The sequence below is a fragment of the Bacillus sp. AFS041924 genome (assembly GCF_002577195.1).
GTDB lineage: Bacteria > Bacillota > Bacilli > Bacillales > Bacillaceae_G > Gottfriedia.
Genome location: NZ_NULG01000052.1, coordinates 20,338 through 33,148, shown reverse-complemented (window position 1 = coordinate 33,148; position 12,811 = coordinate 20,338). Strand labels below are relative to the sequence as shown.

At 37.0% G+C, this 12,811-nt stretch carries 6 protein-coding genes and 1 pseudogene; 4 read left to right on the top strand and 3 right to left on the bottom strand.

What is annotated here, in order from left to right; all coding sequences use genetic code 11:
* The first annotated feature begins 194 nt into the window (after positions 1–194).
* Entirely contained in the window at positions 195–437 is a 243-nt protein-coding gene (locus COC46_RS14455) for a hypothetical protein (RefSeq protein WP_098810411.1), read from the top strand.
* A gap of 98 nt (positions 438–535) precedes the next feature.
* On the opposite strand, the gene COC46_RS14450 is transcribed toward COC46_RS14455, so the two are convergent.
* The 3 genes from COC46_RS14450 to COC46_RS14445 form a co-directional block, all read right to left on the bottom strand.
* Positions 536–1,240, bottom strand: a complete 705-nt coding sequence (locus tag COC46_RS14450) for a tyrosine-type recombinase/integrase (RefSeq protein ID WP_255294912.1) — start codon at positions 1,238–1,240, stop codon at positions 536–538.
* Positions 1,241–1,375: a hypothetical protein gene (locus COC46_RS22760; protein WP_255294910.1), complete on the bottom strand. Its 135-nt coding sequence runs from the start codon at positions 1,373–1,375 to the stop codon at positions 1,241–1,243. It abuts the gene before it with no gap.
* Between the two features lie 430 nt (positions 1,376–1,805).
* A complete protein-coding gene (locus COC46_RS14445) occupies positions 1,806–3,314 on the bottom strand; it encodes a recombinase family protein (protein ID WP_098810410.1) in 1,509 nt (502 codons plus the stop codon).
* A gap of 53 nt (positions 3,315–3,367) precedes the next feature.
* Here COC46_RS14445 and COC46_RS14440 point away from each other — a divergent pair.
* The 3 genes and pseudogenes from COC46_RS14440 to COC46_RS14430 form a co-directional block, all read left to right on the top strand.
* Positions 3,368–3,727 (top strand): annotated as a pseudogene (locus tag COC46_RS14440) (manganese catalase family protein); the annotation flags it as partial.
* A 1,027-nt stretch (positions 3,728–4,754) separates the two neighbouring features.
* On the top strand, positions 4,755–8,279 hold the full coding sequence (locus COC46_RS14435; protein WP_098810409.1) for a S8 family serine peptidase: 3,525 nt from the start codon (positions 4,755–4,757) through the stop codon (positions 8,277–8,279).
* 681 nt (positions 8,280–8,960) lie between these two features.
* Complete coding sequence (locus tag COC46_RS14430; protein WP_176545160.1) at positions 8,961–12,767, top strand: S8 family serine peptidase; 3,807 nt, start codon at positions 8,961–8,963, stop codon at positions 12,765–12,767.
* The last annotated feature ends 44 nt before the right edge of the window (positions 12,768–12,811 follow it).

The window sequence follows — 12,811 nt, the reverse complement described above, 5'->3', positions numbered from 1 at the left end:
GATACTATATATAACTGCCAGTTAGTTCAATTAGAAGAGCAGCCAATGGCTGCTCTTTTAATATTAGTATTTAGAAGGATAGTTAATTAAGGCATGGTATAATTAAATTGTTAATTCACTGAACGATTAAAAACAATAAAATAGATTTTTATTAAAGGTCTTACAGAAAAGAATTAAAAATAGGGGGTGAAGTAGTGGAGAAAATTTGTGGGCCATGTGCTAAAAACATAGGAATGTCAAAAGAAGAACGTTTGAAACTAGCTGACTCACGTATTAACAAACAGATATACATCTGTCCAAATTGCAATAAAGAGCACAGTTATGTAAGTGCAGTAAAAATAGCTGTTCAAGTAAATAATACTTCGAAACAAGTAATTGAAAAGAAAAAATCCACAAAGAAAAAGAAAGTGGAATCAGAACAATTTACATTATTTTAGATTTATTAATTGAGCTTTAAAATAGTATTTTTTATTCTACTTACGCACGCATTAGCTTTATAAGAACGATTATTAAAAGGAACGTTGCGAGTCCTTTTTTAAAAGTATTTACAATATTGATCTTGACGTTGCTTTCCACTTAGTTTCGCATATATTCGTGTTGTTTCACTTTTTTCGTGACCTAATAAACTTTGGATTACTTCAATTGGAGCTCCGTTATCCATTAAATGAGTTGCGTAACTATGCCTTAATTGGTGAGGTGAAATCTTTTTGTTAAATTCTGCATGTAAAGAAACCTCCTTAATTATATGGCGCGTTTGAGCAATACTTAACCGACGGGGAGCTCTTTCGGTTACAAATAATGCAGGATCTTCATCATGTCGTTCGTTTAAGTATCTAAATAACCATATTTCAGCTCGAATATTGAAGTAAACTTCACGTTCTTTATCACCTTTTCCTCGTACTATTACCAAGTGATTCGACCAATTTATATCATTTTTATTTAATAAGACAATTTCGCCAATACGGCATCCTGATGAATACATAAACTCAATTATTGCATGTTCTCTTGGTGTATTGCAGGCTTCACGGAGGAGTTCAATTTCCTTAACAGTTAAGAATTTAGGAATTCTGGTTCCAGCTTTTGGTTCTTTAAGCTTTAAGGAAGGGTTGCTTTGAATTTCACCCTCTTCATGAGCCCAACGGAAAAGAGATTTAATAAAACGAATTCGATGTGCTAAACTTGCAGGCTTTAACTTTTCTCCAACAAATACAAGATATTCTTTTAAAGCATCAGTAGTGATTTAAGCAATCTCAATATCATCAAAATGTTTAATTAAGAGTGTTGCCTGTATTCTATATGCTTTTAGTGTAGTTAATGAGTATCCTTCAATTAACTTATCATTATAGTAACTTTTCCATGCCTTAGATATTAACATTTATAAACCCCTCCAATAATTTATTTTTTACCAGACATTATTGACGAAAATCATAATTAAAATAGGAGGGCTAAAACAAGTAATATGATCAAATATGAAAAATTATAATTATATAAAAATAAACGAGGAAACTTTGAAGAGAAGAGTAATTAGAATTAATTCATTACAGAGACCTTCAGTTGCTAAAAAGGAATATGAATGATCGATTGAATCAAGATTCTGAATATCATATCGGAACCAAGAATGGAGAGGGTATGACAGGCACTCTTTTAATAGCGCATGGGTATGTTTAAAATGTACTTAATGAGGTTAAAGTCCAGACATATTAACAAACTAGGGTACACCCATGACACGGTAAAATATACTCGTCCCCAAGACTACGGTCTTGGAGGATGAGTTTTTATTGTTTATAAATATTATTTTTATAATTTTATTTATAATGAATGGTTAATTCAATTCCAGCGGTATGATCCCCAATTCTTTTATATTCAATATAATCAATGACTTCCCTAAAAATCTCATTTGCCTCTCGATTAGCAATTGATAAACTACCTGCAGTTACAAGCTTAATTTTATTAACCAAATTTTCAAGTTCATTCAATTTTTCTTCATTAGAATTATTCGATGCCTCTATTAATTCCTTCTCTAATTCCTCTTTCCTTATTTTTAATTTATTAATTTGTGTCCGTGCTTCAGCATCAGTAAAGATTTCCATAACAAAGCCTTGCTGCACTTTTTTTATCTGTCCATCAATATTCTTAATTTGTTTCTCAATACTATTTATATCGAAACTAATTTCTTCTACTTCTAAAGAGTTCTTAATAACATCAATGTAATTATCAATTTGATGAACAAATTTTAAGAAGTAATCATAAAAAACTTTCTCAAATTTATAAAGATCAACACCTTTATTTTTACATATTGTATATCCACCTTTATCATCATAAATTTTAGTTTGGCAACTGGTAATCCTGATTTGTTCACCATGCGCCTTTGTTTTTCTTTTTTGAAAAGAGTGTGTTGCTCCACAAATAGCACATTTAATTAGGTTAGAAAATGGCATTTTACCAATTCTTGCACCTGGTGGTCTCGAATTTCGATCTTGTCTAATCTTCCTACACTGTTCCCAAATGTCAGGATCAATGATTGGTTCATGAGCATTCTCTACAAGAATAAAATCATCTCCATTTTTTAATTGTTTGGGTCGTCCATTTTTATATTTCTCAGTTCTAGAATTTGTTGTTTTACCATAAACGACACATCCTTTGTAGACCTCATTTGATAAGACTGTGCTTATTCTTGCCTCATCCCAAATAGCACCATTAGGAGTTAATATCCCTTCAAGTTCAAACGTACGTGCGATTTCTACAGTTGTCGCACCGTCAGCGTATAAATTAAAAATACGTTCAATTACTGGAGCATAATCGCTTTTTTCAAGTTTCTTTGTTTTATAATTCCTTTCATATCCAAAAGGAGGTCGTCCAAAAGCCCAATTACCAGATTTAACACTTTGAATACGTCCACGAATTAATCTTCGTTTAATTGCCATGTATTCTTGTTTAGAAATAACGGATTCGAAATCTGAAACTAAATCATCATCTGCTCTGTTATAATCATAAGTTTTCGTTTCTGTTACAACTAAAACACCATAATTAGATAAGATTTCTTTAATCGTTCCAAAGTGACCTGTATTACGCGAGAGTCTCCCTTGATCAGTAACAACAATTGCATCGTATGCATTTAGCTGTACTTTAGCTAAAAGCTTTTGAAATTCCTCACGTTGTAAATCCTGAGAAGAAGCATTATCTTTATATATATCATAGTTCCAACCTTTATCATCACATAACCGAATCAATGCTAATTGTTGACTAGTTAAATCAGCCTCAGTTTCTTCGGGTCTAGATTTTCTTATATAGATAGCAACATTTTGAATTTTCATGTATGTTATCACCTCTGCATAGTCTTATTACTAATCTATGCTACTATTATTGCATTTTACTACTAATCTATAAGTTAACAAAAGACGCAACCCCAGACCAAATGAAAGCTGCCGGATTAGATACCCATTACGCTTCACACGATAGTGCATTGTTCTACCATAATTCAGACGGTGTGCCGTTCACTGCTGCCTATATTCAAGCAAAAGGGGATCCAATTGCAGATTTATATGAAGACATTGCAGCTGAAGAAAAAGCTAGAGCAACTTATCAATGGATCATTGATCTTTCTGATGATCCAGATCTAAATGATAGTTTAAGATTTTTAAGAGAACGCGAGATTGTCCATTCACAGAGATTTAGAGAAGCAGTAGAAATTTTGAAAGATGATCGACAACAGAGGAAGATTTTTTAAATTGGTTTATCCTGAATAATAGTTTTTCAAACCTGTTCCTTGTATTTTATCGGGAACAGGTTTTTAGTTTAGTAAATTAAGTTACTAGAAATGATGTAAATAATATCAAATATGTAACAAAAAGCGATGGACAAACGAACTCTAGAATTCTTAAATAAAATGATGGCTCTTAGCAATGCAGAAGATGAATGTTCAATTGGAGAAAAAATTCTTCATAATAAAAAAGCATTTTGATTTTACTCTAAATGCCTTTTTTGTTAAAGTGTCAATAAAAAAGAACTAAGTTAAATCTTAGCTCTCTTCAATGATTTTGACTTTAATAGCAATTCAATCCATTTTAAAACGTCCAGTGTAACAACCTCTTTGACTGCCTCATAAAATCTTATGAGGAAACACATCAAATTAAAGCTTGTCCTCAAAATTTATCCGAAGCAGCCAAAAAGTTTTAAAAATTGTTTGTTCATCCGTAGATAAATAACAATAGATGCTGATACTTCTAGAATCATCTTGATTTTCAATTAAACTCATCACTTTATCCTCCTTTTTTATCCTTTGTCCCAATATATGAATTCAATTAATGTTAGTTTTATTAAAATGGCTTAATATTATTCTTTTTAAAAATAGATTACTAGAAATAATTCGTGAAAATATTCTAACATATTACAAAATTACCCAAATTTAGTCAGTATTTTTTTAAAAGATTAAACGTTTCGGACATAAAATAATACATTTTTCGAGTTAATAGACGAAATTACCTATATATTCGTTTGATTTGAACAAATAATCGACAAAATTAGACAAAAATAGATTCGAAACTTGGTAGATAAATACTTCCTTATAACCCCAATACACAACAAAGTTCTTTATTAGTAAAATGTGAAACAGAAATAGTTTTCTAACTATTCTAAATAAAAAGTCACTAATCTCTCAAACATCAAACTAAAAGATTGATATTAGAAAATAAAAACCTAGAGGATTAATGCTCGAAAGTTTTATTTAATAGAAAATAGAAAAAGGGGCTATCTTAATGAAGAAAAGTAAAATTAATGCATTTAGGGTATTGAGCACTGCAGCTTTAACCTCATTATTATTTACATCTCTTACAGCTTTCGCTGAAAGTATTGACGATCCAAGTGAACCAACAGAGCAAGTTGCACCAGTAGTTGTTAAGCATAATATTGCAACAGATCAAGTAAAACCAATTTATAAAGATGTTAAAAAAGATAATCAAATAAAAACTTTTAAACCAGATGACCTTGTTCATTTAATTGTAGAGGTTAATCAACCGACAGAAAATGTGCAGACAACACCTAAAAGTAAAATAGCTTCATTTAAACAAAAGCAAGACGAAGTAATCGAGCAAATCTCAAAAGAAAAAAAATCTAAATCCAATGATTCCGTCAAATTAAAGCATCGCTATTATCAAGGCTTTAACGGATTCAGTGTTGAAACACAATATAAAAATATGAAAGATATCCAGTCTATTTCTGGGGTCAAACATGTTCATATTGCTAGAACTTACACAGAATCGATGTCGGCAAGTAAGGAATTAGTACAAGCCCAAAAAGTATGGGAACAATACGGTTATAAAGGTGAAGGGTTACTTGTAGGGGTTATTGATTCAGGGATTGATTATACGCATAAAGATTTGACTTTATCTGATGCAGCAAAAGCAAAAGAAAAGTGGAATCAAAATAATATTCAACAAAAATTTGCAGAGACAGGCGTAAATGAAAAATGGTATTCTGATAAAGTTCCAACGGGATATGACTGGGCAGACAATGATACAGATGTTATTCCCGGTGCAAAAGGTAGTCCGCATGGTACACACGTATCTGGTATAGTTGGAGCAAATGGTGACGAAACGAAGGGTGGAGTGGCTGGTATTGCACCAGGTGTTCAACTTTTAGCTGAAAAAGTATTTTCAGATAACGGCGGCGGCGCTATGGAAGATGATATTATCGCAGGTATGGAGCATGCTATTTCAATGGGTGCAGATGTTATTAACATGAGTTTAGGTACAGATGCAGGCACAGTAGACGAAAACTATGATCCGATTCAAAAAGAGATCAGAATGGCGACAGAACAGGGTACACTTGTTGTCGTAGCAGCTGGGAATTCAGGATACAGTACAATGAATAATCTCTCTAAATCTTCTTTAAAACCATATGCAGAAGATCCTGATATCGGGACTGTTGGTTCGCCAGGAGTAAGTCCTTTTGCTGTGTCAGTTGCTTCCTATGAAAATAGTAAAATTCATCTGAATGCAATCTCAGATGGAAATGGTCTATCGATACCATTCAAAGATCAAGATCAGTTCGCTCCATCTTATAATTTTAAAGTTTCTAAGAATCTATTACCAGATACAAACTACGATATGGTATACGTCAACGAAGGAAAATATGCTTCAGATTATCCTAAGGGCAAAACTGGCTACATTGCCGTTGTTAAATTACTAGATTGGTATAGTACTGTTTCAAGCATTCAATTTACAGCAAAGAGTGCAGGAGCTAAGGCTATTATCATGATACCACCTACAGGATCTATAAATTATGATTATGCTCCTCTTCCAGCAACGCCAACTGCAACACCAACGGCTTCAATAAGTAAAGCTGTTGGACAAGCATTGTTAAGTAAAATGAGTAGTATGCCAAGCGGTCAATATTTAAGTATGAAATATACAGGTGATGCTTGGGTAGACAACCCAGGGAAAGACAATATGTCCTATTTTTCATCAATGGGTACTACGCCTACATTAGATTTTAAACCGGAACTTTCCGCTCCTGGAGGGAATATTTACTCTACTATACCAGGAAATGATTATGAAGTGATGAGCGGTACGTCCATGGCAACTCCACATGTTGCAGGCGGTTCAGCATTGTTATTGCAGTCACTTTATCAAAAAGGTTTAACACATTCAGAAGATACAGTTTTAAAAGCAAAGATTGCGTTAATGAATACAGCTAAAATTGTTATGGATCCAAGAACAAACAGTGAAGTTCCATATTCACCACGTGTACAAGGATCTGGATTAATGCAAATTCAAAATGCAATTAAAACACCTGCTATTGTGACAAGAAAAAATACACCTCTTGAGCAAGCGGGAGCAGTTGCATTAAAAGAAATTAAAAACGACAGAGCGATCTTCAATTTAAATGTAGAATCACTTGAAACAAATAAAACGAAAAAAGAATACGAGTATACTGTTAATGTAGATTTATTAACGGATGGGATTGAAACGAAACAATTTGACTTAGATAACGATGGAGCTTTAGATACAAAAGATTACTTAAGTTTAAAAAGTAAACGTATTGAAGGTGCTTCCATCTATGTAAATGGAGAAAAATTAACTGATGTGGATGGGGCAACATTAAAAATTAAAACAGGCCAAAAGAAAAACCTGAATGTAGAAATTCGCCTGCCAAGAACATTAAAGAAAAATGAGTTTGTTGAAGGTTTTGTACGCCTTGTACCAACAGGAGAGGATAGTGATTCTGCTGTACCATTATCCATTCCTTATATGGGCTTCTATGGGAAATGGGATGAGCCTCGTAATATCGATGCTCCAGCATGGGAAAAAGATGCATTTGTCGGATATACTGCACTTTGGAATGATGATTCAGAAGGATCTCCTTTAGGATTCAATGGAAATGGTTTCGATCTTAACCATATTGCTTACTCGCCAAACTATGTAGATATTGGTATTTATGGTTCATTCCAAGCCTTACGTAATTTAGCAAAAGCTGAAATATCTATTGAAAATTCAACTGGAAAACAACTTAAATATTTAGGCGATTATAGTGAAATGACTGGAAATGGACAACCATGGAAATTTCATAAAAACATTATGATGGTTGGTGATTATGGAACTAACGTATATCAATGGGATATGAAAGACCAGTATGGAAATTATGTTCCTGACGGTGTATACCAATATGTAATCAAAACAACGTTAGATTATCCAAACGCTAGACCACAGACTGTTAAAATGCCAATGATAGTAGATTCTGTCGCTCCGAAAGTTTCAGATATTACAGTAACGCCAACGAACGGAAAATATCAAGTTTCCTTCAATGCGACAGATAATGCGAGTGACTTTAATTCTGCCGTTGTTTTTGTTAATGGAAAATCTTATTCATTAGGTCTTGAGCAAAAATCTGTAATAGTTCCTACAGAACCGAAAGGTATTGTTATTTTAGGTGTTGATTATGCAGGGAATGTATCTTGGACTACGTGGGGAGAACAAAGCTATAATACGCAAGGTATGGTTGTACAAACATTCGCGCTTTTAAATTCTACAAATATTAACGAAAAGAATCCAGCAAAAATTGTAAGCTTTGCACATAATAGAGTAGACTGGACGATTAATGTAAAAGATTCAAGTGGTAAATTGGTTGATTCGTGGGATGTGAAAAATGAACATACACTTAGAGCGGCATGGTTACCTGAACTTGACCTTCCAAATGGAACGTATTCTATCTCTGCTGATATCGTTACAAAAGACGGTTTCAAAATTACAACCGTGTCTAAAACAGTAACGGTAAAACAATAACGTTAAGACGCCTTAAATATTTCAATTAGATTAAATGAAAAGCTATCTTTCCTAGAAAAGTAGGATTTCGATAGCTTTTTTTCTATGTTTCTATGTTTCTATGTTTACATAGGGTATATTTTAATTTTTTGGGCGTTGCCTTTTTACGTTTCTTGTAACGGACCGACAAAGCTATATTTAAAAGAACGGTTCCATTGTGATTACAAGTAATTTTCTCACTGAGTGAATGGAGGATTAGAGGGATTAATTTTTTGAGGTCCAAAACAATCAAAGGCCATTCTCCAGTGAAAATCCTAAAATTACCCAAACAAAGTGTTAATATACTTTAAATTTCTACAAAAAATTAATTATTTTAACTCTTTTTTCTGTTTTAAATTACAAAATACAACATAGAAATTTATATTCATGTAGATTTATGTATAAAAATTCCTATTAAGAACATAGACAAATTCCCCAATACACTTATGTAAGGGCTTAACCTATAATGTGACTTAGGATATTAATATTTCTGAATATTTAATAAATTAACTCAATTGATACTTGATTAGTTGAGAAATTTTAATAGCTTGAAGTTGAAAGTCAAATCAGTGTATGAAATGTGAAGTTAAGTCATTAGCACAAAGCTTTTACATTTTTACAAATATATCAATCTATTATTTAGTTAGGAAATGGGGAGGTTTAATGAAGAAACGAAGTAATAAAAAAATGATTAATGTATTGACAGCAGGATTGGCTACTACGGCACTTTTGGCAACAAGTATTGGCAATACATTTGCTTATGAAGAAAATACCAATAAAACAAAGGATAGCCAGGCTAAAGAGACGGAAAAGCACAATCCTGTCGTAGCCTCACACCAGGTCACACTCGTGACGGGAGAGGTTGTGACGGTAGACCGTTATGCCGATGGCATGCAGGGTGCGACAGTCGAGCCAGCGTCTGACGGCACAGTGGACATAACCACGATGAATGTGGGTGGTGATCTTTATGTCATCCCGGCACAGGCACAGGCGTACTTAGCTACTAATATGCTTGATCGCGAGCTGTTCAACGTCACCAAGTTGATTGAATACGGCTATGATGATGCTCATGACTCTGATATCCCGTTGATCGCGACTTACTCAGGTACAGAAAGTCATACGGACGAAGCGTTAGAACAAGCTGCTCCGGCAGGTTCAAAAAAGGACAAGGTATTAGATAGCGCTAACGGTGTTGCGCTAAAGGCGAATAAGTCGAAAGCGAAGACGTTCTGGGAAGCAGTCGACGACGACAGTGTCAAAGCAGAGACCGCCCCAAAACTTGCCGACGGCATGAAGAAGTTGTGGCTTGACAAACCGGTGCAAGTGATGCTGGACAAGAGTGTTCCACAAATTGGAGCGCCTACAGCATGGGCAGCTGGTTATGATGGCACAGGAGAGAAAGTTGCTGTCTTGGACACTGGGATCGATCCTAATCATCCTGATGTAAAAAATGCTATTTTAAAAACAAAGAGCTTCATAGATGGTCAAGATTATGTCGATAAACAAGGGCATGGTACGCATGTTGCTTCGACTATCGCGGGATCAGGCGCTGCTTCCGGCGGTAAATATAAGGGCGTAGCACCAGGTGCAAAACTTCTAATTGGTAAGGTGCTTAGCAATGAGGGTACAGGTCCCATGTCTTCAGTCATCGGTGGCATGGAATGGGCGGTTGATGAAAAGGCTGATGTCGTCAGTATGAGCCTTGGTGGATCTGATCCGAGTGACGGAACAGACCCATTGAGTCAAGCGGTCAACAATTTGAGTAGTACCAGCAACACATTATTTGTTATCGCTGCAGGTAATTCAGGACCAGCTAAAGGAACCGTTGCAGCGCCAGGGGCAGCGGAAAAAGCATTGACCGTTGGGGCCGTTGACAAATCCGAAGACGAAAAATTGGCTAGTTTCTCAAACCGCGGTCCGCTTTTGAATAATTTTAAGGTTAAACCTGAGATTACGGCACCGGGAGTAGCAATCGTGGCTGCTCGTGCTGCAGGAACTAATATAGGTACGCCGGTTGATGCCAATTACTCTTCTCTCAATGGTACATCGATGGCTACACCACATGTTTCTGGTGTTGCAGCCATTCTGCGTCAAAGACACCCGGATTGGTCAGGAGACCAAGTCAAGCAGGTATTAATTGACACTGCAGTAGCAAATTCCCGCTACATAGCTTATCAACAGGGTGGCGGACGTGTAGATATTTCGAAAGCATTAGATGCTAACATCTATAGCAGTCCTGCAGTTGTCAGTATGGGAGCGGGGTATACTACTACTCAGCCTATCGTAAAGACATTTAATTATGTCAACCCATCCGACAGTGCGATAACATTGAATCTCGTAATGACAGCCACGGAAGAGGATTTAACAGAGGCTCCTTCTGGAATGTTTAAACTCAGCCAGTCAGTGGTCACTGTCCCAGCACATGGCAGCAGTGCGATGAATGTAACATTTAATCCAGCACTTGGCAATAAATCCGGTGATTATCAAGCAGTGGTTAAAGCTTCTTCAAGTGACAATAAAATCATTAATACGACCATTGGTGCAACAATACAAGATATAGTTAATTTAACTATTAATGAGATCGATCGCAACGGAAAACCGGCTGGAGGCGATATAGTGTGGTTCAACCTTGACACGGGGGTTGGTAAAAATGTCGCTCCTAGTAGCAGTGGGATGACCAAATTATCCTTGCAGCCGGGACGTTACGCGGTAATGAGTACACTAAACACAAATGACAAGGCCGGAATAGCTCAGAGCTATACCCTAGCCTCAGTGCCTATGATAGAGCTAAAGAGTAATGAGAATCAAGAAATCACGTTTGATTCCCGATTAGCCAAGGAGGTAAAAGTTACGACGCCTAAGGAGTCTGAAAAGCACTCTTGGAAATTCGGAGTCCGCGAGCGGATGGACACAAACCACTTCGGAGTTGACTACATGAGGAATTTTAGTGGCGAAGTTCCTGCCTACGTGTTGCCAGTCAAGGCTCCAAATACTATTGGTCAGTTCGAGTTCAACTTCCATTCTCGCAACTACGCCCCTGCAATCAAGGCAACCTATGATGACCATAAAAAAGAGTCGATTCCACTTGTGCCAGTTTTCTTTGCGCATAAGTTGGACGGCGATAAGACACTCCAAGCGGTCAACGTCGGCGTGGCACTGCCTGCAGATCTCAGCGGCATAGACATCCATGGCAAGCTAGCGGTCGTAACCTACGATTATCCGAAACAGAATCCGAGAGACCAAATAAAAGCAGTGATGAATGCTGGCGCCGCGGGAGTGATCGTCGTCAAAAACAACGGGGAGAGGTACAATCTGGGTGTATATACAATTGACAATGTTGTCATCCCGACCTATACTCTTGGCCAAAGCGACGGAGAAGTGCTCTTCAACAGAATCGCCAATGGTCCTACCTGGATCAATCTGCATGGAATCGCCGACAGTCCGTATGTGTACAATTATGCGTCGATGATTAATGGTGAAATTCCGGATAACCCTGTCGACGCGGTGACAAAAGAAAACTCTGCCGTAGTGAAGGCCCACTACCGCAGGCCAAATGGCTGGTTGAAGTCTGGCGACTGGGCCGTGGCATTACGTAAGGACGAAGGTGGCTTCGTGGCGTTATTGGATAAATTCGAGGAAAAAACACCGGATCGGGAAGAGTGGTACTCTACAGGAAACAAAACCGATTCGAATATTATGAAATGGGGCCATCAGTACTATCCAGACGTTTCTGATATTACGCATAACATTAAGACCGCATGGAATCAGATCTATTCGCCGGGCGACAAGAAAGAAGAGACCTGGATGGGCGCGGCGAACGCTCCAGCTGGACCGGAGAATACCAATGCTTATCGCGCGGGAGACACCTTAAACCTTAGCATGAATGAATTCGGTGATAGCGAACCGGGACACTACGGCTGGTTTTATACAAATTCGAAAGACAAGGTTACTTATCGGTTGTACCAAGACGGGAAACTCAGCTCTCAGGTAGCGGACCTAGCTAATCGTAAGTTTGTGGTCAGCCCAGACCCGGCAACTTATAAGATCACGGCGGACACATCACACCCAGAATGGTTCGGTTTCACTCTGGCTACAACGACCAGCACAGCTTGGACATTCAAGTCCCAGCGACCTGCAGAGGGGCAAGAAAACCTTGCGCTACTGTGGCCGAGGTATGACATTGGCCTAGATAATGAGAACACGGCGAAAGGTGGCATTACTGACCACTTCGATCTATCATTCGTAACTCAATCAGGTGCTACAGCAGAAATTAAAGGGGTCGAGGTCGCTGTATCTACTGACGACGGCAACACTTGGAGCAACACGAAGGTAGATAACAGGAAAGATGGCCATTACAAAGTGTGGGTCAAAAACCCAGATTCTGGCTACGTTTCGCTTCGCATCAAAGCATGGGACGCAAACGGCAGTAAGATCGAACAGACTATAATTAGAACCTATGCTGTACGCTAACAGTCGCTTTATATAAAAAGCTGCTAAGTAAATAACCCTTTATT

Excerpts from the sequence above, each read along its gene's own strand:
- COC46_RS14435 (WP_098810409.1), top strand. The coding sequence starts at position 4,755 with ATGAAGAAAAGTAAAATTAATGCATTTAGGGTATTGAGCACTGCAGCT.
- COC46_RS14445 (WP_098810410.1), bottom strand. The coding sequence starts at position 3,314 with ATGAAAATTCAAAATGTTGCTATCTATATAAGAAAATCTAGACCCGAA.
- COC46_RS22760 (WP_255294910.1), bottom strand. The coding sequence starts at position 1,375 with ATGTTAATATCTAAGGCATGGAAAAGTTACTATAATGATAAGTTAATT.
- COC46_RS14430 (WP_176545160.1), top strand. The coding sequence starts at position 8,961 with ATGAAGAAACGAAGTAATAAAAAAATGATTAATGTATTGACAGCAGGA.